Source organism: Leisingera aquaemixtae (assembly GCF_001458395.1).
Lineage (GTDB): Bacteria > Pseudomonadota > Alphaproteobacteria > Rhodobacterales > Rhodobacteraceae > Leisingera > Leisingera aquaemixtae.
Window position 1 is genome coordinate 64,591 of the sequence record NZ_CYSR01000032.1, and the last position, 20,922, is coordinate 85,512.

Annotated in this window: 18 protein-coding genes; 7 read left to right on the forward strand and 11 right to left on the reverse strand. The window is 66.9% G+C overall.

Annotation, left to right across the window (positions count from 1 at the left end; translation table 11 throughout):
• Positions 1-2: 2 nt before the first annotated feature.
• Genes PHA8399_RS18910 through PHA8399_RS18935 form a run of 6 tightly spaced genes read right to left on the reverse strand, consistent with a single transcriptional unit; the run spans position 3 to position 5,104 of the window.
• Positions 3-923, reverse strand: a complete 921-nt coding sequence (locus PHA8399_RS18910; protein ID WP_058287659.1) for a phosphoglycerate dehydrogenase — start codon at positions 921-923, stop codon at positions 3-5.
• A 16-nt stretch (positions 924-939) separates the two neighbouring features.
• A complete protein-coding gene (locus tag PHA8399_RS18915) occupies positions 940-1,608 on the reverse strand; it encodes an acylneuraminate cytidylyltransferase family protein (protein ID WP_058287660.1) in 669 nt (222 codons plus the stop codon).
• A 32-nt stretch (positions 1,609-1,640) separates the two neighbouring features.
• Positions 1,641-2,426: an inositol monophosphatase family protein gene (locus PHA8399_RS18920; protein WP_058287661.1), complete on the reverse strand. Its 786-nt coding sequence runs from the start codon at positions 2,424-2,426 to the stop codon at positions 1,641-1,643.
• Positions 2,427-2,429: 3 nt separating this feature from the next.
• On the reverse strand, positions 2,430-3,056 hold the full coding sequence (locus tag PHA8399_RS18925) for an SIS domain-containing protein (protein ID WP_058287662.1): 627 nt from the start codon (positions 3,054-3,056) through the stop codon (positions 2,430-2,432).
• A gap of 15 nt (positions 3,057-3,071) precedes the next feature.
• Positions 3,072-4,049, reverse strand: a complete 978-nt coding sequence (locus tag PHA8399_RS18930) for a class I SAM-dependent methyltransferase (RefSeq protein WP_058287663.1) — start codon at positions 4,047-4,049, stop codon at positions 3,072-3,074.
• A 14-nt stretch (positions 4,050-4,063) separates the two neighbouring features.
• Positions 4,064-5,104, reverse strand: a complete 1,041-nt coding sequence (locus tag PHA8399_RS18935; protein ID WP_058287664.1) for a Gfo/Idh/MocA family protein — start codon at positions 5,102-5,104, stop codon at positions 4,064-4,066.
• Between the two features lie 224 nt (positions 5,105-5,328).
• Here PHA8399_RS18935 and PHA8399_RS18940 point away from each other — a divergent pair, with 224 nt between their 5' ends.
• Positions 5,329-6,048, forward strand: coding sequence for a hypothetical protein (locus PHA8399_RS18940; protein WP_058287665.1), 720 nt, complete (start codon positions 5,329-5,331; stop codon positions 6,046-6,048).
• A gap of 82 nt (positions 6,049-6,130) precedes the next feature.
• Here PHA8399_RS18940 and PHA8399_RS18945 read toward each other — a convergent pair whose 3' ends face one another.
• Positions 6,131-7,312: a peptidase G2 autoproteolytic cleavage domain-containing protein gene (locus tag PHA8399_RS18945; protein WP_058287666.1), complete on the reverse strand. Its 1,182-nt coding sequence runs from the start codon at positions 7,310-7,312 to the stop codon at positions 6,131-6,133.
• 282 nt (positions 7,313-7,594) lie between these two features.
• Here PHA8399_RS18945 and PHA8399_RS18950 point away from each other — a divergent pair, with 282 nt between their 5' ends.
• Positions 7,595-9,886, forward strand: coding sequence for a calcium-binding protein (locus PHA8399_RS18950; RefSeq protein WP_058287667.1), 2,292 nt, complete (start codon positions 7,595-7,597; stop codon positions 9,884-9,886).
• 77 nt (positions 9,887-9,963) lie between these two features.
• Here the strand turns inward: PHA8399_RS18950 and PHA8399_RS18955 are convergent, their stop codons facing one another.
• Positions 9,964-11,202, reverse strand: a complete 1,239-nt coding sequence (locus tag PHA8399_RS18955; protein ID WP_145977072.1) for a right-handed parallel beta-helix repeat-containing protein — start codon at positions 11,200-11,202, stop codon at positions 9,964-9,966.
• Between the two features lie 526 nt (positions 11,203-11,728).
• Here PHA8399_RS18955 and rfbF point away from each other — a divergent pair.
• The 5 genes from rfbF to PHA8399_RS18980 all read left to right on the forward strand — a co-directional run bounded on the left by rfbF (position 11,729) and on the right by PHA8399_RS18980 (position 17,974).
• Positions 11,729-12,505 carry a glucose-1-phosphate cytidylyltransferase gene (gene rfbF / locus PHA8399_RS18960; protein WP_058287669.1) on the forward strand — a complete coding sequence of 259 codons (777 nt, stop codon included), beginning with the start codon at positions 11,729-11,731 and terminating at the stop codon, positions 12,503-12,505.
• A 2-nt stretch (positions 12,506-12,507) separates the two neighbouring features.
• Positions 12,508-14,850: an NAD-dependent epimerase/dehydratase family protein gene (locus PHA8399_RS22730; protein ID WP_208856344.1), complete on the forward strand. Its 2,343-nt coding sequence runs from the start codon at positions 12,508-12,510 to the stop codon at positions 14,848-14,850.
• Positions 14,847-16,022 (forward strand): class I SAM-dependent methyltransferase, encoded by a 1,176-nt coding sequence (locus tag PHA8399_RS18970; protein ID WP_082649582.1) that lies wholly within the window; start codon positions 14,847-14,849, stop codon positions 16,020-16,022. The genes PHA8399_RS22730 and PHA8399_RS18970 overlap by 4 nt, the downstream gene beginning before the upstream one ends.
• Complete coding sequence (locus tag PHA8399_RS18975) at positions 16,019-17,194, forward strand: class I SAM-dependent methyltransferase (protein ID WP_058287670.1); 1,176 nt, start codon at positions 16,019-16,021, stop codon at positions 17,192-17,194. Before PHA8399_RS18970 ends, PHA8399_RS18975 begins: the two co-directional genes overlap by 4 nt.
• A 189-nt stretch (positions 17,195-17,383) precedes the next feature.
• Positions 17,384-17,974 carry a polysaccharide biosynthesis/export family protein gene (locus tag PHA8399_RS18980; protein WP_058287671.1) on the forward strand — a complete coding sequence of 197 codons (591 nt, stop codon included), beginning with the start codon at positions 17,384-17,386 and terminating at the stop codon, positions 17,972-17,974.
• A 152-nt stretch (positions 17,975-18,126) separates the two neighbouring features.
• On the opposite strand, the gene PHA8399_RS18985 is transcribed toward PHA8399_RS18980, so the two are convergent.
• The 3 genes from PHA8399_RS18985 to PHA8399_RS22050 all read right to left on the reverse strand — a co-directional run bounded on the left by PHA8399_RS18985 (position 18,127) and on the right by PHA8399_RS22050 (position 20,518).
• Positions 18,127-19,056: a nucleotidyltransferase family protein gene (locus PHA8399_RS18985; RefSeq protein WP_058287672.1), complete on the reverse strand. Its 930-nt coding sequence runs from the start codon at positions 19,054-19,056 to the stop codon at positions 18,127-18,129.
• 61 nt (positions 19,057-19,117) lie between these two features.
• Positions 19,118-20,152, reverse strand: a complete 1,035-nt coding sequence (locus tag PHA8399_RS18990) for a hypothetical protein (RefSeq protein ID WP_208856346.1) — start codon at positions 20,150-20,152, stop codon at positions 19,118-19,120.
• A gap of 153 nt (positions 20,153-20,305) precedes the next feature.
• Positions 20,306-20,518, reverse strand: a complete 213-nt coding sequence (locus PHA8399_RS22050) for a hypothetical protein (protein WP_082649584.1) — start codon at positions 20,516-20,518, stop codon at positions 20,306-20,308.
• Positions 20,519-20,922 lie beyond the last annotated feature (404 nt).

Genomic DNA, 20,922 nt, shown 5'->3' on the forward strand with positions numbered 1-20,922 from the left:
GGTCAGGCAGCCAGATGCTTGAACAGGTTTTCGAGTGTATTGGCGTGCACATACTCGATGGCTTCGATTGTGCTGTTGGCATTGTGGCTCGACACCGCGACATTCTCGAACTGCAGCAGCGGGTGGTCCTGCGGCAGCGGTTCGGTCTCAAAGACATCCAGCGCCGCCGCGCCCACCTTGCCGGAGCGCAGGCCGGCCGTCAGCGCAGCCTCGTCGATCAGCCCGCCGCGGGCGACATTGACCACGATCACCCCGTCGCGGGCCTGCTCAAACGCGGCTGCGTTCAACAGGTGGTAGTTGTCCGCAGTCTGGTTGCAGCACAGGCAGATCACATCGGCGTCCGCCAGGAGCTGGCCGAAAGAGACCATTGGGGTGCCGTCCGGCGCGCTGTCCATATAGGGGTCGTGGGCGATCACCTCCATGCCGAAACCGCGGGCGCGCTGGCCCACGCCCTGGCCGATGGCGCCATAGCCGGCCACCCCCATGGTCTTTCCGGTGAGACCGGGGAAGCGGCCTTTGGGCCAGCCGCCCTGGCGCACCAGCCGGTCGGTGCGCGCCAGCCGCCGGGTGGCCGCCAGCAGCAGCCCCATGGCATATTCGCTGACCGCATCGCGGAAGGCGCCGGGCGAGTTGCAAACCGGCACCCCCAGCCGCTTGGCGGCCTCCAGGTCGATCGAGTCGATGCCGGTGCCCCATTTCGAGATCACCTTGAGCCGCGGCAGGCTGGCTTCCAGCACCGCTGCCGTGATCTGGTCGTCGCCGGCCAGCCAGCCGTCGAACTGCCCGGCCAGCTCAAGGCATTGCGCCTCGGTCATGAACTGGTTCACCTCGGGCCAGACAGGCTCCACGCCGCGCGCGCGCAAAAGCGCGTCGAACCGCTCCCGCTCGTTCAGCATCATGATGTTGGATACCAGTACCTTCATGGTCAGCCCGCCTGTGTTATTTTTTTCCGAGAACGCTCAGCAGCGCTTCCGCGATGTCGAGATCCTGCTGGGTCTTGATCACATGACCGGAGATCGGGTCAACCGGATAGAAGGCAATCTTGCCGTTGTAGGTGCCCAGGCCGCCCGCCTCGACGGCCTCGATATAGGATTTCGCGCGCCAGCCGGTGATCGACCAGGTCACCCGCTGGGTTGGTTTCAGGTCCTGCGAGTTGGTCTTTTCGGCAAAGGTGAAATTGACCGGCTGGTCCTGGTACGCCACCTCGATCTGGTCCTCGATGCAGGACAGCATCACATCCGCATCCGAGGCGATGAAGGCTTCTGCGAAGGCCTGCACCTCCTGCGCGCTCAGCAGCGGCGCGATCGAATGGACCTGGATCAGGAGGTCGCAGCCGACGTTTTTCAGGAAGTCGTAGACGAATTGCTCGGAGGTGGCGACGGAATTGCCCAGCTCTTCCGGGCGCTGGTAGAATTTGATGCCGTACTGCTCGGCGAACTGGCCGAATTCGGCGTTTTCGGAGTTGATGTAGATCTCGTCGAAACAGCCGGATTTCTGGCACTTCTCAATCGCATGGGTGATCAGCGGCTGGCCTGCCAGCGGCGCCAGGTTCTTTTTCTTGAGGCGCTGGCTGCCCATGCGGGCGGGGATCATGGCAACGGTTTTCATGACGGGTCTGGTCCTTATCTGAAGGGGCCGCTTCAGCCGGCGGAGCGGGCAAAGACGGCGGCATAGGTGTCAAAGAGGCCGGGGCTGGCGCAGAGGCTCAGCTGGTCCTGGTCCATCGGCCGCGGCGCCGCGGCGGCGGCGTAGCTGCCATAGGCCAGCCCGGCCTCCTGCGCGATCAGCGCGCCGGCCAGATCGTCCCAGCCCTTGGCTTCGCGGCTGGCCACCAGGCTGACCCGGCCGGCGGCCGCGTAGCAGAGGTGCAGGGCCTGGCTGCCGAAATTGCGGAGCTTGAAATCCTGCAGCAGGGCGGCGAGCTGGTCCGGCGCCCGCGCGGCCAGATCCTGCAGCAGGCCGGAGCTGACGATGGCGAGCCGGGCGGCATGGCGGCGGCGCACCAGCGGCGCGCCGTCTGCAAAGGCGCCATGGCCGGCGATGGCAGAATAGGTGGTGCCGTTCGGAACGTCGTGGACCGCGGCCAGCACCGGCTGGCCGCCGGCGATCAGCGCCACGGCGACCGCATAGGCGGGCAGTCCGGCAACGAAGTTCACCGTGCCGTCCAGCGGATCCACCAGCCAAAGAGGGCCGTCGCCCTGGCCGGCGCGGTAGCCTTCCTCGCCCGTGACGGCGGAGCCGGGCAGCAGCGCCGCCAGCTCCTCCTCGAGCCGGGCCTGCATGGCCAGATCGATCGAGGTCACCAGGTCGAGCCCGTCGCTGCCCTTGTCCCGGGTGACGGCCTCCTGAGCAAAGACCTCCTGCGCCAGGCGGGGCAGGAGGCCGCAGAGTGCGTCGTGCAGCCCCGCGGGCAGGTCCGGCCGCATCGCTCAGAACTTCCGCTGGCCCAGCAGGCTCTGGTCCATGTTCGCCATGCGCAGGTATTGGGTCAGGATGTGGATGAAGGCCATGTGGACGTCTTCGATCACGCCGTAGTTCTGGGCGTTCACATGGGCGTTCAGATCCGCCAGCTCGCGCGAGCGGCCGCCGGAGAACCCGGTGAAGGACACCGAGGCCATGCCTTTTTCGCGCGCCACCTGCAGGGCGCGCACCACGTTTTCGGAATCGCCGGAGGAGCTGACGGTCCACACCAGGTCGCCGGGGCGGCCCATGGACTGCAGCTGATAGGCAAAGACCTCGTCATAGGAGATGTCATTGGCCAGCGCCGAATTCATCTCGGTATGCGCGGCCAGCGACATCACCCGCGGCATCAGGTCGGTGTCAGTGCGCACGCATTTCAGGAAGTCGCACAGCGAATGGTTGGCAATCCCGGCGGAGCCGCCGTTGCCGCAGATGTAGATGAAATTGCCATTGTCGATGGTTTCTTTGACCAGGGCGGCAATCTTGTCCAGCACGCTCAGGTCGCTGGCTTGCACGGCGGCGGCCAGGGTGGCGAAATACTCGGCGGCAAAACCGGCGCAGCTGTCAAAGGGGGTCGTCGGGAAAAGGGCAGTCATAGTGCGGAAGTCCTGTCAGGTTTGGAGGGCGAAACGCATCACGCCCGATTTCAGGCTGCGCTGAAGCAGGATCTGCAGGTCGCGCAGCCGGTCTTTGCTGGCCTCCCGGAAGAAGCTCGACCAGAAGGGGATGTGTTCATTTTCGGCGCTGTTGAAATGCTGCTCCAGCAGCACCGCATCGCGGCGGCCGGGGGTGGAGGCCTCCAGAACGGTGTATCCGCTGTCCCGGGCCAGCTGTTCGAAGCCCTTGACGGAAAACAGGTTCAGCCGGTCCAGCGGGATGAAGCTGGGGGAATCCGCGCCGAGAATTTCATATTCCAAGCCGTCGGCGCAGGAGGTGCCGATAAAGACGACGGTGCCCTTGGCCACCGTCTCGCGGATGGTGCGCAGCAGCAGGGCGGGATCTGCGACCCGGTCCATTTCCGCCTGCACCAGCACCGCCTTGGGCGCGTGTTCGCGCAGCACCTGGCGCAGCTGCCCGTAACCGTCTTCCGCACCGGCCTGCAGCGGCAGGAAGCGCCAGCTGCGTTTATGGCTCAGGCGGCTGGCGGCGTCTTCGAAGCCGGGGGCCTGAGAGCAGAAGCGGTAGTCCAGAACCGTTTCCAGCCGGGTTTCGGTCCGGGCTTCTGTCAGGCTGATCCAGTTCAGCAGGGAGATAAACTCGAATTCGCGGTCCTCGCCGCTGTCCGGCGGTGAGGCCGCGGGCAGTTCCTGGCGCAGCCGGTCCAGTTCCTGCTGAGCAGGCACTTTTGCGGAATAGATGCTGTTGCAGCCCTGACAGCGGTGGAAGGGCAGGAAATTGCGGCTGAAAATCCGGCTCCTGGCGATGTCCTCGCCGCAGGCCGGGCACGTGCTGCGGCTGTGCCAGGCAGCATTGTCGTTCAGCTGCAAATCGGTCAGCGCCCTGTTGCGGGCCAGCCGGTAGAGTTCGGGTTTGCGCCCGGTGACGGTCGAAATGTCAGGCAGGTGGTCAAGGAAGACGGGGGTTTGCATTGGTTTTGGGGCCCTTACTCGGCGGCGCTGATGACCCGGCTTTTCAGCTGGGCGTTCCATTCCGGATCGGCGGCATAGATCGCTTCCACCAGTTCCATGACGTCAAGGGCCTGCCCGGAGGTGCCGCTGCGGACCGGCATGCCATCGGCGATTGCGGCGTGGAACTCCGCGGCTTCCTTGTCCCAGGACAGATCCTCGGTAAAGCGGATTTCCTGGCACTCCGGGTTCGGGATCGGGTTGCCGTCCTTGTCGAGCCGGTTCAGCGCCACGGTCAGCACCTCGGTGCCGTAGCTGCCGGAGGCCGAGAGAATCCCGTCCACCGAGATGAAGCCGTTGCGCATGTAAAGCTCGAGCCGGAACGTGTGCTGCCACTGGGTGGCGGAGGAATGCACCGAAGCAATCACCCCGTCGGGGTTTTTCATCAGCGCGAATGCGTTGTCCTCGACGGGAACCTCGGTCCAGAACTTGCGCTGCACGAAGGATTGCACCTCGGTGAAGCGGCCGGCAAACATCTGGAACAGATCCAGCATGTGAATGCCCTGGTCGATCAGGATGCCGCCGCCGGATTGCTCGGGATCGTTGCGCCAGTTCTGGGCATAGTTCGGCCCGCCGGCCTTCCCGTAGACCCCGCGTATGAAGTAGAGATCGCCCATCGTGCCGGCATCGATCAGCTTCTTGGCCTCTTCGATGGCGTCGTGGACGCGGTGATTGAACCCGAATTTCAGCACCAGCCCCGGGTTTGCGGCCTCGGCCTCGCGCATGCGCCGGACATCCTGGGAATTGCGCCCGGGCGGTTTTTCCGAGAACACATGCTTGCCGCGGGCGAGCGCTTCGCACACCACATCCGGAATCATCATATTGGGAACGCTGCAGACAATGACATCCGGGTCATAGCCGTAGACTGCCAGCGGGTCGGTCACCATCGGCACCGTGGCGTCCGGATCGATCTGCGTGTCGCAGGCCACGACAACCTCGAAGCCGCCATGCCGTTCCATGGCTTCGTGGCGGATCCTGCCCATCTTGCCATAGCCGATAATGGCGGTGCGTAGCGTCATGAGGAATTCCTGTATTAGATGTTTTGCTGCTTGATAGCACACGTATAGGGGTGTGCCAAATGAACCGTACGCAGGCGGCTGGGCTGCTCATTTTTGCGCGACATTACTGATCGGGAATCCGGGATGCAAGACGCTGCGGCGCGCGCCGGTATTTCCTCTTCCAGTAGAAGGGGCTAGGGTGCGCCGGGGCCCTGCGCGGGCCGGAACTGGAACTGGAGAATGCCATGAATCATCTGGTCAGCGCGCTGCAGGACGCCCGTGCCAAAGGCGAGGCTGCCCGTATCACGGCACAGGATCTGCCGCGGGCGGTGGAAGAGGCCTATGCGGCGGGGCTGAGCCAGGCGCCGGAGGTGGCGGCCTGGAAGATTGGCGGCGCGAACCCCTGGTCCCGGCAGGTTTTTGCCAATGCCGAGGTTTTCTTCGGGCCGCTGACGCCGCGGGAAGTGGCCGTCGGGACGGATGTGCTGAGTCTTGCGGGCCTGCATGCGCCGCTGGCGGAGCCGGAACTCATGCTGGAGCTGGGGGATGATCTGGAGGCTGAGCTGCCGTTTGCCCGCATGGGGCTGGGCTTCGAGATCCCGGCCAGTGTCCTGCCGGACGGGGCAAAGAGCCTGCTGACCGGGCAGATGGCCGACCGGGCAGGCGCCGGGGCGCTCTGGATTGGCGCGGTACAGCCCTTCGACGCTGCGCGCTGCGGGGCTGCATTCGTTTCGCACTTCCGCCGCAACGGCGCAGCGGCAGCGGAAGGCGGCAGCGGGAATATCATCGGCGGCCCGGTCGGGGCCGCGAAGGAGTTCCTGGCCCTCGCCCGGCGCCATGGCATGCCGCTGGCGCAGGGCCAGTGGATCGCAACCGGAGGGTTGAGCCCGGCGGTGCCCGCCGCACCCGGGGACTTGCTGGAATGCCGCGCGATGGACATGGAGGTGCGCCTCCGGCTGGCCTGACCGCCGGAACACGCTGAGGCCGCGGCCTGCAAGCGGCCCGCAGCGGCGGGCAGACCGGCTCCTGCCAAGACCCCCGCGGGCCTCAGCGCACCAGCCATTCCTCCACCTCCGCGGAGATCTGCCGCATCCGGGTCCAGCCCGGCGCTGCGGGCTGGCCGCGGTGCAGGCGGAGCTTGCCCAGAAGACCCGCCAGCGCCCACTCCGGGCGCTCTGAGCGCGGCACGTAAGGCCGCCCGGGATCATAGGCGGGGTTTTCCTGCGGCTGTCCTGCCGCATCGCGCAGCAGGCCGCCATAGGCGTCGCGCAGCCAGCGGTGCTTCCAGCCGTCCAGATCGCCGTCGCCGATCACCGCCGGGGTGCTGCTGATCACGCCGATGGGCACCTCGCCGGGCTGCGCCGGGCGGATTTTGGCGCCCTCCAGCACCACGCTGAGGCCGCGGCGGTCCTCGGCCATGGGGTTGCCGTCGGCCCATTCGAACCATTCCGCGTAATCGGCGCCGCCGCCGGACCAGGCGCCGGTGCAGCTGCCGTTGCCGTCCGCGCCGAGCCGGAAATCCGGGCTGCCGCTGCCCGCCAGCAGGTAGTCGGCGCTGCCGCCGGCAATCTCCAGATGCGCCGCCGGGGTGGCGGTGCCAAGGCCCGCGCGGCCGTTTGCCTTGAGCGCCAGCGCGGTGCTCCAGCTGCTGCCATCGGCGGAGAGTTTCACCGAGAAATCGTCATCGCCCGCCAGCCCCATCTCGGCCCGGCCGCTCCAGTTCGACTGGAATAGCACGGAAGCGGTGTCGCTGCTGGCGGCCTTGTTCACCTTGAGCTGATGGCCTGCTCCGGCATGGGTCAGCAGCGTTGCCGGGCCGGAGACCGCCAGCGGGTTGGCGGCATCGGCGGCGGTGCCCACCCCGACCCGGGCAAGGTTCTGGGTTGCGGCGGGCGGCAGGATCCAGGCGCTGCCGTCCCAGACCCTCAGCTCCGCCTCCGCCAGGCCCCAGGCGCGCCAGCCGGGCCGGGGGGGCAGGAACAGCCAGCCCTCGCCCTGCCAGACCGCGATCTCGCCGGCATGGCCGGCCCAGGCCGCCTGCGGCGCCGCGCCAAGCGCATGGCTCTCGCCCGGGGCCGGGCTGGCGGGCGGGGTGGCGGCATCGAACCCCTCGACGCTGAGCTGCACCAGCGCATCCAGCAGCTGCAGCGCTTCGTTGTGGGTCACATGTTTCTGCGCCTGGGAGGGCATCAGATAGGGCAGGGCAAGGATCGGCGAGGACTGGGTCATGGGGCGCGGGCTCCGGCTGTGGCGGGAAACGGGATCCGCGCCAGAGTGCCAGAGCCGGGTCAAGCGCAGGCTAACGGGGCGTGCGCCGGAAACGCAACGGCTGCAGGCAGGGCGGGGGCAGGGCGGGGCGGGGGCGCCTGTTCCCGCCCCGTTCCCGGCCTGTTCGCGCAATTGTCATCAATCTGTAAACAATGTCCCTGATTTCGCCCGTTTTGCTTCCCGCTTTGTGCCGGGCGGTCCCGCCAGCCTGAGTCCCGGATCGCAAGCGCAAAGGAGCGGGTCATGGCACTGGCATTCACCGGACGGTTCGGCACGGAGGATCTGATTTTCGGCACCGGCCTGCGCGATCTGGAAATCGCGGTGCAGGACGGCCAGGCCACGCTTTATGCCGTCACCGGCCTGAATGGCGGCATCAGCCGCTGGCAGCTGTCCGGCGACGGCAGCCTGCCGCAGCTGGCGGGCCAGCAGCTGCATGGCGCGGCCGGCTTGCGCACCGGCCCGGTCCAGCTGGCCGAGGCGGGCGGTGCGGTGCGGCTGGTGCAGGGCCAGACCAGCGGGGGCGACCTGACCTATTACGAGCTGCAGGACGGCGGCAGCCTGGGCGGCCAGCAGCGCGACGCGCTGGCGGGCGCCGATGCGGGCGGCTTTGGCGCGGTGGCGCTGCTGGAGCTGGCGGGCGGAAAAACGGCATTTTACGCGGTGGGGGCCGCCAGCGGCGCGCTGCAGGGCTGGCAGCTGGATGCGGCGGGCGATGTGCAGGGCCAGACCGCCGCCGCGGGCGGCAGCGGCGCCCTGCAGCTGGATCCGGCGGCGCTGCTGGCCACGGTGCAGACGCCGGGCGGCCCGGTGCTGCTGGCGGCGGATGCGCAAGGGCTGCACAGCTGCCGCGCCGATGCTGCCACCGGCGCCTTGACCCCGGCAGATGATCTGGGCGCGGCGCAGGGGCTGTCCGTCTCCGGCATCACCGCGCTGGAAAGCTTTGAGGCCTTCGGCAAATCCTGGGCGCTGATCGGCGCTGCGGGCAGCAGCTCGCTCACCCTGGTGCAGGTGGCGGCGGACGGGGGGCTGCGCCTTGAGACCCAGCTGATGGACACCGCGATGACCCGCTTTGGCGGCGTTGCGGCGCTGGAGGTGGTGGAGGCGGAGGGCCATGTTTTGGTGCTGGCGGCGGGCAATGACGGCGGCCTCAGCCTGTTCACCCTGGCGCCGGGCGCCGGGCTCATCCACCTGCAGAGCCTGGAGCATATGCCCGGGCTGGGGCTGCAGAACGTGACCGCGCTGGAAGCGGCGGTTGCGGGCGGCGCGCTGCAGGTCTTTGCCGCCTCCGGCGCGGCAGGCGGCATCAGCCAGTTCACCCTGCCGCTGGCGGATCTGGGGGAGGTGCGGCTGGCGGCGGCGGGCGCCGCCCGGCTGGACGGCAGCGCCGGCAATGACGTGCTGGACGGCGGCGGCAGCGGCGCGGACATCTTTGGCGGGGCCGGCGACGACGTGCTGGTGGCAGGGGCCCGCGGCGGCGCGCTGGACGGCGGTCGCGGCGCCGATGTCTTTGTCATCAACCCGGCGGCCGAAGCGGTGACGGTGCGCGGCTTCACCCCCGGCGAGGACCGGCTGGACCTGTCGCTGTTCGAGGGCCTTTACAGCGCCGCCCAGCTGGACAGCCGCGGGCGCAGCTTTGGCATCGAGATCGAAGCGGGGGAGACCCGGATCCTGCTGGTGCAGGAGGGCGGCGGCGCGCTGGCGCTGGAGGATGTGTTCGGCCCCTCGCTGCAGTTTGCCTTCCCGGATCGCCAGGCCCCGGGCGTGACCCTGCCCGGCGGCGGGTTTTACGGCGGCCGCGGCAGCGACCGGATCTCGGGCACCGGCGGCAGCGACCTGCTGGACGGCCTGGCGGGCGGCGACGTGCTGGCGGGCGGCGGCGGCACCGATACCCTCAAGGGCGGCAGCGGCGATGACCTGCTGCTGGGCGGCAGCGGCCGCGACCGGCTGGACGGCGGCACCGGCAGCGACACTCTCAAGGGCGGCAGCAGCAGCGACCTGCTGAAGGGCGGCAGCGGCGCGGACCGGCTGATGGGCGGCAGCGGCGATGACATGCTGAAGGGCGGCGGCAGCGGCGACCTGCTGAAGGGCGGCGGCGGCGCGGACCGGCTGATCGGCGGCGGCGGCAATGACAGGCTGACGGGCGGCGGCAGCAGCGACCTGCTGAAAAGCGGCGGCGGCGATGACCGGCTGGCGGGCGGCGGCGGTGATGACCGCCTGCAGGGCGGCGGCGGCCGCGACCTGCTGAAAGGCGGCAGCGGCGATGACCGGCTGGAGGGCGGCGGCGGCAACGACAAGCTGGCCGGGCAGGGCGGCGCCGATGTCTTTGTCTTTGCCAGCGGCCACGGCCGCGACACGGTCGCGGATTTCGTGCCGGGCACGGACCTGATCGACCTGGGCGGGGCGGCGGCGGACGGGTTTGACGGCCTGAACATCAGCCGGGCGGACGGCGGCACGCTGATCGGCACCGGGTCGGGCAGGATCTTCCTGGAGGACCTGCGCCCCGGCCAGCTGGATGCGGATGATTTCCTGTTCTGAAGGGCGCCGCTGCCGGCTGCACGGCGGGTTTCAGCGGCCCCTGCAGGCTGCGGCAAACGGGACAAGCGGGCTGAACATCAGCGCAGGCTGCCGGTTTCCGGCTGAAAGGCTCCCGGGCCGCCGGCCCGGCGCCTGGGCGCGCCTGTTGCAGCAATCGTGCCGCCGATACTGGTGCCGGACGGGCTGGGCGCTTCGGCCCCCAAAAAGCGCATCTCGCTGATATTGCCGAGCAGGGAGATCCCCTCCCAGCGGATGTCGTAGCCGTCCTTGATCAGGAAGGCCCGCCCGCCCTGCGAGGTGTTGCTCTCGAAGATCGAGTCGATGACCTTGATGCCATGCGGCATCAGATGCGCGTTGCTGCTGTTCAGCAGGCCGCTGCGGTTGATCACGGTGACCACAACGCCATTGGGGCTGTCAATGAACTCGCTGCCCGAAATGCGGATGTTGTGGTTCTGCTTGCTGGGGTCCAAATCCGACTTGCTTTTATACAGGCTCTTGATGTCGATGCCGCTGACGCCGTTGCCGTAGAACACCGAATTCCGCACCTGGCCGTCCTTGAAGCCGCCCGCGGTATCCAGCCCGTCGCGGTTGTTGCGTTCAAAGAAGCTGTCCGCCACGGTCATCCGCTCGGGGCCGTCGCCTGCGGGGGTTGCGGTGGTCTTGATGCCGTCGCCCAGCGATTTGCGGAAATGGCTGCCGGTCACCGTCGCGTCATCGCCGCCGATGATGCGGACCTGGTAGAAGCCGCCGTCGAAGGAGCTGCTGCTGAGGGTGAACCGGTCGCCGTTGTGCACGTCGATATGCATCGAGACATTGCCGGAAAACGCGCTGTTCTGGACGCTGACCCCATCGCCCTCGACCACCAGGACGCGCTTGGTGTGGTAATCGGTGCCCGGCACCGGCTTGGCGCCGCTGTAGCCGGTTTCCGGCGCGTTCACCACGTCGAACGTCACGTTGTCCACCGTCACCCCGCTGGACAGGATGAACAGCGCCGAGGTGTCGGTGGCCGAGGCGGTGCGCACGTCCAGCCCCGCGCCCTGGGTGGCGGTGAGGGTGAAATTTTCCGGCAGCCGCAAATTCGACCCGGAGATCTTGTAGGTGTCCTCAAGAACCAGTGTGCCGCCGGCCTTGAACGTGCCATTCGACAGCAGATCCGCAAGCGCGCTGGAGATATCCTGACCGGCGGACCAGCCGAGGCCCGACGAGTAAAACGGCGGCGGCCGGAATGCCTGCGCCCCGGCATCCGCGGCCCAGAGGCCGCCAGCAAGGAAAATGCCAATGGCCTTTGAGCTGATGCGGTTCAAAGAAAAAGGCATCGGAACGTCCTTCCTTCCGGCTGCAAACGCGGCGCTGCAGCCCCCGGCCCAAGCGGAGCGCCCTGTCTGCCTGCTGGCCCGGCGGGCCTGTTTCCAGCCGGGTAAAGACTAGCGCAGCCGGGCAAGACGGCAAAAAATCAGCGGCTCCGGCACCGCGGTGCAGAACCCGCCGGGCCGCGCAGCGCCGCGGAAAACCCCGCGCGGCGGCGGGGCAGGCCGCGGCCGCAAAGCCCGGCAGCCGGGGACGGCCTTTACTTGTGAAGGTTTCGGATTACCGTTCCGTCAAGGGGGCGAATATTCTGCCCCCGCCGGGGGTCTAAGTGGTTCTGCTAAGGTCGGGATTGATCCGTATGCTGCGTTGCGAAATGCCGGAAAGATGTGCTCCGGCTGTGTCCGCTGCCAGCTTTTTTGCCGCCTCGCCCTCCCGGAAAACGGGACGGGCGCAGCAGGGCGCTGCGGCGGCCGGAACCGCGCTGCCCGGACCGGATACCCGTGTTTCCAGTAACTCCATCAAAGGAGACGTTTTATGAAAGTGGCTATTCTTGCCGGCGGCAAGGGAACCCGTCTGGCAGAGGAGACCTCCGTCAGGCCGAAGCCGATGGTGGAAATCGGCGGGATGCCGATCCTGTGGCATATTATGATGATCTATTCCCATTACGGATATAACGATTTCTCTGTCGCCCTGGGCTACAAGGGCGATTACATCAAACGCTACTTTGCCGAATACGGCACGCTGGCGGGCAGTATCACGGTCAATATGGGGCGCCCCGATCCGGTGGTGCGCCATGATCAGGAGCATGCCCCCTGGACCGTCGACCTGATCGAAACCGGCGATGAAACGCTGACCGGCGGCCGGGTCAAGCGGCTGCAGCCGCATCTGGGCAACGAAACCTTCATGCTGACCTGGGGCGACGGGGTGTCCGATGTGAATCTGGACAAGCTGCTGGCCTTTCACCGCTATCACGGCAAGCTGGCGACCATCACCGCGGTGCGCCCGCCCGCCCGCTACGGCCACATGCGGTTTGACGGCGACCAGGTCACCGCCTTTGAGGAGAAGCCGCAGACCGCCGAGGGCTGGATCAACGGCGCCTTCTTCGTGCTGGAGCCGCAGGTGTTCGACTACATCGAAGGCGACATGGTGATGTTCGAGCATGCGCCCTTGGAAAACCTGGCCAGGGACGGTCAGCTGATGGCCTACCGCCACGACGGCTTCTGGGCGGCGATGGACACGCTGCGCGACAAGCACATCCTGCAGACACTGTGGAATTCCGGTCAGCGCCCCTGGGCGGTTTGGGAGAAGTGAGCATGCGTGTACTGGTGACAGGCCACCGGGGCTATATCGGAACCGTGCTGACCCCGATGCTGATGGCGGCCGGGCATGAGGTGACCGGCCTTGACAGCGATCTTTACGAGCGCTGCACCTTCGCGCCGGGCGGGGAGATGCCGCAGGTGCCAACGATCCGCAAGGACATCCGCGATGTCGAAACCGCGGATCTGCTGGGGTTCGATGCGGTTTTGCACCTGGCGGCGCTGTCCAACGATCCGCTGGGCGATTTCCGCCCGGAAACCACCTATGACATCAATTTCGAAGGCACCATGAAAGTGGCCGGCGCCGCCAAGGCGGCGGGGGTGCAGCGGTTCGTGTTTTCCTCCTCCTGCTCCAACTACGGCGCATCGGGGGAGGATTTCATCGACGAGACCGGCGCCTTCAACCCGGTCACCCCCTATGGCGAAAGCAAGGTGAAGTCGGAGCTGGCGCTGGCGGAACTGGCCGGGGGCGATTTCTGCCCGACCTTCCTGCGCTCTGCCACCGCCTATGGCGTCAGCCCGCGCATCCGGTTCGATCTGGTGCTGAACAACCTTGTCGCCTGGGCGGTGACAACCGGCAATATCCACATGAAGTCGGACGGCACGCCGTGGCGGCCGATCACCCATATCGAGGACATCAGCCGCGCCTTCCTGGCAACGCTCGAGGCGCCGGCGGAGAAGATCCGCAACGAGGCGTTCAATGTCGGCGTGACCGGCCACAATTACCAGATCCGCGAGCTGGCGGAGATCGTGGCGGATGTGGTGCCGGGCTGCAAGGTCACCTTTGCCGAAGGTGCGGGGCCGGACAAGCGGTCCTACCGGGTGAACTGCGACAAGATCCAGCGCGTCATGCCGCAGTTCAAGCCGCAGTGGGACGCGCGCCGCGGCGCGCAGTCGCTCTATGACGCCTACCAGGCCCAGAAGCTGACGCTGGAGGAGTTCGAGGGGCCGCGCTATCAGCGCATCGGCCATATCAAGAAGCTGATTGGCGAAGGTATCATCGATGTCACCCTGAAGCATACCCCGGCAGGCGAGGCCGCCCGCCCCCCGCAGGCCCCGGACGCGGAGCAGGCGCAGTTTGCCTCCGACAGCGCCCGGGTGCAGTGCATTTCCTGCGGCCATCAGGGGCTGGAGCCGATCCTCGACCTGGGGCGGATGCCGCGCTCGGACGGGCTGCTGGAGGCGGCCGGGCCATCGCAGCAGGAAACCCTGGTGCCGCTGCGGCTGGGCTATTGCCCCGGCTGCACCCTGGTGCAGCTGCTGGAAACCCGCCCGGCCGAAGAGATGTTCGGCGACGACTATGTCTATTTCTCCTCCTATTCCGAGGATTTGCTGAAGCATTCCCGGGAAAACGCGGAGGAGCTGATCAGAACGCACGGCCTGGGCCCGGACAGCCTGGTGGCCGAGATCGCCTCCAATGACGGCTACATGCTGCAGAATTTCCAGGCGCAGGGCATCCAGGTCCTGGGGATCGACCCCGCCAGCCAGCCTGCCCAGGCGGCGCGCGAAAAGGGGATCGAGACGGTTGTCGACTTCTTCGGCACCCGCGTTGCCGCCGGCCTGCGCGCCCAAGGCAAGCGGGCGGATGTGATCATCGCCAACAACGTGGTGGCCCATGTCGCCGATCAGAACGACCTGGTGGCCGGGATGGCGGACCTGCTGGCGGACAACGGCATCGTTGTCGTCGAGTTCCCCTATGTCCGCGACATGATCGACTTCATCGAATTCGACACCATCTACCACGAGCACCTGTGCTACTTCTCGGCCGGGTCTGCCAAGGCGCTGTTCGAGCGGCACGGGCTCTACCTGAACGACGTCCGCCGCCTGCCGATCCACGGCGGCTCGCTGCGGCTCTATTTCAGCAAATGCGCCGCGGTCACCGACGCGGTGCAGGGCATTCTGGCGGAAGAGCACGCGCTGGGGCTCGACCGGTTCGAATACTACAAGTCCTTCGGCGCCCGGGTGCGCGCCTTCCGCGACCAGGCCCGCAAGCTGGTGGGCACGCTGAAGGCCGACGGCAAGCGCATCGCGGCCTATGGCGCCGCCGCCAAGGGCACCATCATGTTGAACTTCCTGAACCTGAACGACCGCGCCATCGAATATGCGGTGGACAAGAACATCCACAAGCAGGGCAAATACATGCCCGGCGTGCGGATCCGGATCGACGCGCCGGAGAAGCTGATGCAGGACAAGCCGGATTACGTGATGATCCTGCCGTGGAATTTCCGCGATGAGATCATCCGCCAGCAGCGCGCCTTTCTGGAGGCGGGCGGGAAATTCGTCGTCCCGATCCCCGGCCTCGAGATTGTCAGCGCCCCGGAACAGGACAGCAGCAGATGAGCGGCACGCGCGCCTGCCCGGCCTGCAGCAGCCGGGACCTGACGGAGATCTACCGGCTGGAGGCGATCCCGGTGCAAAGCTGCATCCTGCTGGAGAGCGCGGAGGAGGCGCGGCAGTTTCCGCGCCATCCGCTGGTGCTGATGTTCTGCGGCTGCTGCGGCTTCATCTTCAATTCCGTGTTCGACCTGTCGCTGGTCGACTATGCCTCCGCCACCGAGGAGAGCCAGCATTTCTCCGGCACCTTCAACCGCTTTGCCCGGGATCTGGCGGCGGAAGCGGCATCGCTTTACGACCTCAAGGGCAAGCGGACCCTGGAAATCGGCTGCGGCAAGGGCGAGTTCCTGCAAGAGCTTGCCCGCCAGACCGGCACTCTCGGGCTGGGGGTCGACCCCGGGTTCATCCCGGAGCGCCTGCCCGGGGCGCAGGGCCAGCAGATCAGCTTCCAGCGGGAATTCTTCGATCCCGCCACCATCGCCGAGCCGCCCGATTTCGTCGTCTGCCGCCACACGCTGGAGCATATCCCCGAGGTCGGCCGCTTTATGCAGGACATCGTGCAGGTGCTGGACGGGCATACCGCCGCGGGCCTCTTCTTTGAAACGCCGGATGTGCAGCGGGTGCTGCAGGAAGGCGCCTTCTGGGACATCTACTACGAGCATTGCTCCTATTTCACGCAAGGCAGCCACGCGCGGCTGTTCCGGCGTGCGGGCTTTGATGTGACCGGGCTGTATCTGGCCTATGACGGCCAGTACATCATCCAGTACGCAGCCCCCGCGGCAGGCCGCCCGGCGCTGCCGCAGGAGGACGATCTGGACACGGTGCGCGCGCTGGCGGCCCGGTTCCCGCAAAAGGTCGCGGAGGTCCGCCGTCACTGGACGGAATTCGTGCGCAGCCGCCACGCCGCCGGCCAGCGGGTGGCGGTCTGGGGCGGCGGCTCGAAATGCGTGTCCTTCCTGACCACCAACGGCCTTGGCGCGGAGGTGGCGCAGGTCATCGACATCAACCCGTTCAAACAGGGCAAATACCTGCCCGGCACCGGCCATCCTGTCAGCGCTCCGGACAGTCTGCAGGAGGCGCCGCCCGATACGGTGATCGTCATGAACCCGGTCTACCTGTCCGAAATCGGGGCGCAATTGTCGGCCATGGGCCTCGCCCCTGAGCTGGTGGCGGTATGAGTGCGGCAGCCCCCATAGCCTGCCCGCTCTGCGCCGCGCAGACGGCGCAGGGCATTTTCAGGCTGGAGAGCGTTCCGGTGATCTGCAACCAGCTGTGGCCGGACCGGGCGGCGGCACAGGCGGCGCCTGCCGGGACCGTGGATCTGCAGCTTTGCACCGGTTGCGGGTTCATCTGGAACAGCGCCTTTGAGCCTGCGCGCATGGCCTATGCGCCCGGCTACGAGAACGCGCTGCATTTCTCGCCCCGGTTCCAGGCGTTTGCCGCAGAGCTGGCGGCCGGGCTGGTGGCGCGGCACGGGCTGGCCGGCAAGCATGTGATCGAGATCGGCTGCGGCGATGGCCATATGCTGGATCTTCTGGCGCAGCACGGCGTGGCCTCGGCCACCGGTTTCGATCCCTCGATGGCGGGCGCGTCTTCTCCTTTCACCGCCCGCGATAATGTTGAAATTGTTGGTGAATACTTCCGCTCCGGTCAGCTGGACCGGCCGTTTGACGCGATCCTGTGCCGCCACGTGCTGGAGCATCTGGACGACCCGCTTGCCCTGCTCAGCGACATCCGCCGGGCGATCGGCAGCCGGGACGTGCCGGTTTACTTCGAAGTGCCGAATGCCGGCTGGATGCTGGAGACGGTTTCGATGTGGGACGTGATCTATGAGCACGTGGGCTACTGGAGCGCGCCGGCCCTCACCGCCCTGTTCCGGCGGGCCGGGTTCGATCCGGTCTCCGTCCGCACCGGCTATGGCGGCCAGTTCCTGATGGCCGAAGCGGTCCCGGCCCGGCCGCAGCCGGACTATCTGGATCCGGGGGCGGCGCAGATCTGCGCATCGGCCCGGGCCTTCGCAGAGGCGGCGGATGCGGAATTGCAGCGGTGGCGCAGCAAACTGCAGGGCTGCAGCGGCAGCATCGTCATCTGGGGCGCCGGGTCGAAAGGGATCACCTTTGCCAATGCCCTGGGGGAGGCGGCGCGCGGGCTGGCGGCCTTTGTGGATCTGAACCCCCGCAAGCACCAGCGGTTCGCGCCCGGGGTCGCCCTGCCGGTCGTTGCACCGGAGGATCTCGCCAGCCTCCGCCCCGCCATGGTGCTGATCGCGAACGCCTTGTACGAGGATGAAATCATTGCACAGGTTCAGGCCGCGGGGCTGCGGCCGGAATTTGCGGTCATCGCAGGCTAGGGCGGGGGCTGGTGTTTTGCTGTCTCAAAGTGTGCGTATGCCGCTATGGAGAGTATGAATGAGGATTGATAGGATCAAGGTGCCGCCCTGAGCGGTCCGGGCACTGCGCCGGACCGGTTCAGGTGCAACAGGCCGGGCGGTTTTGCAGGGATCTGTTTTCAAATTTCTTTGTCCTCAGGGAGGTCTGCTATGTTCAAGTTGATATTCGGTTTTTTCACGGCACTGCTTTTGGCCGCAGCCGCGCAGGCGCAAAGCGGCTACAAGATTAAGACCGGCGATACGCTGCGCGTCGAAGTGCTTGAAGATGACAGCCTGAGCCGCAGCACGCTGGTGCTGCCGGACGGGTCCATCACGTTCCCGCTGGCTGGCGGCGTGGCCGCGGCCGGGCGGACGGTCGATCAGGTCCGGAATGATCTGACAAATGCCCTGACGCCCAATTTCGCCGCCAAGCCGCGGGTGTTTGTGTCGGTCGACGCGCTGGCGGAACCGGCGGTACAGTCCGCCGTGGTTGTCCCCCGCGCCGTGCGCGCTGTTTACGTGATGGGGGAGATCACCACCCCGGGCATGCTGGAGGCAAGCCGCAGCACAACCCTGCTTCAGGCGCTTGCCCAGGCGGGCGGTCTGACCCGGTTTGCCGCTGACAAGCGGATTCAGCTGCGCCGGGGCAACAAGATCTATCTCTACAATTACCGCACCAATGGCGGCAGCGGCATTTCCGGCAGCACGGTCCTGGTGCCGGGCGATGTGATCGTGGTGCCCCAGCGCCGCCTGTTCGAGTAGCCTGGCCCGCCGGCGAAACCGGCCCGGCCCCGGCGCGTGCCCCGGCGTGCAGAGGGGCCGGATGCCGTGCCGGACCGGACGCGGGTCCGGATGCGGGGCGCTGCTGCGGTTCCGGCGCTGCGGTTCTGGTCCTGCGGTTTTGGCCTTGGGCGTTACCTTGGCTGGCGCAGCCACAGCCAGAACCGGGTCCGCCGCAGGCGCAGGATCATCTGCCATTCCAGCCCTGCCAGCCGCGGCAGCCGCGACCTGAGCAGCCTGCGCTGATGCAGCGTCCAGCCCGCAAGGCTGCGCGGGCCTTCGGGGAACCCCGCTTCGGGAAACAGGTGCCGGATCAGGCGGCACTGCAACTCCAGCCCCAGCTTGAACCGGTAGGTGGAGAATTTTTCCTCGACCCGCTGCCAGCCGACCGGATCCCCGGGCACCGCGCACAGCTCGATCAGATCGATCAGATACCGCAGGTGCACAAAGCCCGAAAACACGCCGCGGTCGTGCAGCATGTCATGCGCCAGGTTGGTCACCAGGCGCAAATGGGCATTCGGGATCCGCACGGCGCCGGCTCCGAACGGCACCAGGCGGCTGTGCTCTTCCATCTCGCGGGCGCTGATGACGCCGAAATAGCGGTCCGGGATCCGGTGATGGATGTCCAATGCGCCGGCAACATCCGCCCGGAAGTAGCTGCCCAGGGAATACTGGTTCCGGCTGTTCGGGAATTTTTCGTAGCCAAGGCCGCTCAGAACGCGTTCGACAGCGCCGTCCTGCTCCGGGCTGGTCACGATATCCAGGTCAAAGGACATCCGCGCCACATCGGCGGCGTCCGCGGCCTGGAACAGATTGACCGCCCCCTTCATCAGGCCCGCCTCCAGCCCCTCCGCCGTCAGTGCCGTCAGGACTTCGTCAAGCTGGGCCTTCAGCATTGTGTTGCGGGTGATGTTGGCGGCGTCCACCGACGCCAGGTAGCTCAGGGCCTCGGGGTCAACCTGCCCGGCCTGGCCGGACTGCACCAGCCGCCTGTAGAGCAGCGGGCCGACAAGGTGCTCGTTGGCGCAGCCGATGATCTGCTCCCAGTCCGGGTCCCGCGGCACCCGCCCCCGCAGGCAGTGCGATAAAGCTTCCAGAGCGCTCGGGGCCAAAACGGGCATCCGGTCAGCCGCTCCCCGCCAGGTGCCAGGCCTCCCGGGCCAGGCTGCAGGCGTGCTCAAGCCCGTCATGCCGGGCCTGGAAAAACCGCGCGGAGCGTATCAGCGCCGCCAGGGACTCAAAGCCGTCTCCCGACAGGCGGTCGTCCGCGGACCAGCAGGATGCCAGCATCATCCGGATGATGTCCTCTTCCGCGGTGACGGGCTCCAGCCCGGCCGGGTTGTCGGGGCTGCGCTGCAGGAACAGCACGCAGCGGACGGGGCGCGCCGGGACCGCCCCGGCGTCCAAGGCCAGGTAGCGGACCCGCTTGCCGTCCGGCCGCATGTAGGCGGGCCGGTCCTCGAGCCCCGGCAGGCGCGGCGCAAGAAGCGGCAGCGAGCCGCATTTCAGCGTCGCCGGCAGGGGCAGGGACATCACCGCGCCGCCGCGGCGCAGCACCGCCAGATCATCCCCCTCCAGGCGGAAGCCCTCTCCGTGCAGCGCAAGCGACAGGGTCGACTTGCCGCTGCCCGGGTCGCCGCACAGCAGCATGTGCTGGCCGTCCGCGGAAACGGCCGCGGTGTGCAGCACCGGATCCTCCGATGCCTCCAGAACCTGTGTTGTCAGCAGGTACTTCAGCGCGGCGCCGATTTCGTCCCAGCGGTGCCACTCCGGGTCTTCCCCGGCCCAGGCCAGCCCGGCCCGGGACTCCTCCTCGACAAGGACAAGCTGGTCCGGCGCAGGCCTGTCCGCCACCAGCAGATGCCCGAAGAGGCTGCGCACCATAGCGGCGGTCTTTTCGCCGGTGCAGCAGATCCCGGTGGTATGGCCGCCGATCGACAGGCACAGGCGCGCGGTGACCGGAACCGGCCCGGAGCGCGGCGCCAGATAGCGCACAGCCCCTGCCTCCAGCAGCTCCATCAGCGTTTGCAGGCCATCGCCGCCGTCCGCCGATGCGGCGCAGACGAAGTCCGCCACGCTGAGCCCGGCCGCCAGCCGGGGCCACAAGGCCACGGTCGTGTCAGACGCGTAGAACAGCTTCTGGTTATGAGGCAGAAACAAAAAATGGCGGGTTCCGGCGCTTGCGAGGCGCACATCAGGAACGGCCATAATTTGAGCGAGGTCCAAGAAATACCCTCTCTGAAAAAACAAAGGCAGCAATAGTCAGAAACCCGGCGGATATCCTCCGCCGGGCCCGGCCGCAGAACTTAGCTATTAGGTACGGTTGCGGCGTCTCTTGCGGCCTCTCCTCTTCTTCTTCCGCTTCTTCTTCTTCGGCTTGCCGCCGGATTTAGCGACAGCCTCGGAAGACAGGGTTGTGGAGAGAAGGAAGGTCACGGCAGGCGTTGTCACAGCAGCAAAACGCCCGGCCTTTTGAAGGATTTCCCTGCGTTCAGGGGACTCCGGCTTATCTGTATGATCTGTCATTTTTACTCTACTTCACTGGTACTTTGGTTCGTCGGACACAACTAGGTCGATCAGGCTGTAAATCAGCAGCGGCGGCTTAATTTTTTGCCGTCTCTGTTGGCTTTCCCCCCCCGCCTTCAGGGTGTTTTAAAAACACCGGCTGATAAAACCTTAATAAATAGTGTGGCTCCTGCTTGGGTTTGTGTCAACTCTGCAGGAGGTTCCGGCGGTGCCCGCAGATGCAACAAAACCGCCGCCGGCGCCCTGGCCGCGGCGGGCCCTGGCGTGACGGCGCCCCGGGGCGGCGGTGTCTGCGCAATTGGCGTTTGAAAGGGGCTGTGGTATTATGTTGCGTTATACGCAAAGTGTTTTGTCCCCTTTGCGGCCGCCTGGACTCCGTGGAAACGGGCCTAGTTAGTTATCCG

Bases quoted from the DNA above. Each gene is read 5' to 3' on its own strand.
- PHA8399_RS18910 (WP_058287659.1), bottom strand. From the start codon at position 923: ATGAAGGTACTGGTATCCAACATCATGATGCTGAACGAGCGGGAGCGG.
- PHA8399_RS18915 (WP_058287660.1), bottom strand. From the start codon at position 1,608: ATGAAAACCGTTGCCATGATCCCCGCCCGCATGGGCAGCCAGCGCCTC.
- PHA8399_RS18920 (WP_058287661.1), bottom strand. From the start codon at position 2,426: ATGCGGCCGGACCTGCCCGCGGGGCTGCACGACGCACTCTGCGGCCTC.
- PHA8399_RS18925 (WP_058287662.1), bottom strand. From the start codon at position 3,056: ATGACTGCCCTTTTCCCGACGACCCCCTTTGACAGCTGCGCCGGTTTT.
- PHA8399_RS18930 (WP_058287663.1), bottom strand. From the start codon at position 4,049: ATGCAAACCCCCGTCTTCCTTGACCACCTGCCTGACATTTCGACCGTC.
- PHA8399_RS18935 (WP_058287664.1), bottom strand. From the start codon at position 5,104: ATGACGCTACGCACCGCCATTATCGGCTATGGCAAGATGGGCAGGATC.
- PHA8399_RS18940 (WP_058287665.1), top strand. From the start codon at position 5,329: ATGAATCATCTGGTCAGCGCGCTGCAGGACGCCCGTGCCAAAGGCGAG.
- PHA8399_RS18945 (WP_058287666.1), bottom strand. From the start codon at position 7,312: ATGACCCAGTCCTCGCCGATCCTTGCCCTGCCCTATCTGATGCCCTCC.
- PHA8399_RS18950 (WP_058287667.1), top strand. From the start codon at position 7,595: ATGGCACTGGCATTCACCGGACGGTTCGGCACGGAGGATCTGATTTTC.
- PHA8399_RS18955 (WP_145977072.1), bottom strand. From the start codon at position 11,202: ATGCCTTTTTCTTTGAACCGCATCAGCTCAAAGGCCATTGGCATTTTC.
- rfbF (WP_058287669.1), top strand. From the start codon at position 11,729: ATGAAAGTGGCTATTCTTGCCGGCGGCAAGGGAACCCGTCTGGCAGAG.
- PHA8399_RS22730 (WP_208856344.1), top strand. From the start codon at position 12,508: ATGCGTGTACTGGTGACAGGCCACCGGGGCTATATCGGAACCGTGCTG.
- PHA8399_RS18970 (WP_082649582.1), top strand. From the start codon at position 14,847: ATGAGCGGCACGCGCGCCTGCCCGGCCTGCAGCAGCCGGGACCTGACG.
- PHA8399_RS18975 (WP_058287670.1), top strand. From the start codon at position 16,019: ATGAGTGCGGCAGCCCCCATAGCCTGCCCGCTCTGCGCCGCGCAGACG.
- PHA8399_RS18980 (WP_058287671.1), top strand. From the start codon at position 17,384: ATGTTCAAGTTGATATTCGGTTTTTTCACGGCACTGCTTTTGGCCGCA.
- PHA8399_RS22050 (WP_082649584.1), bottom strand. From the start codon at position 20,518: ATGACAGATCATACAGATAAGCCGGAGTCCCCTGAACGCAGGGAAATC.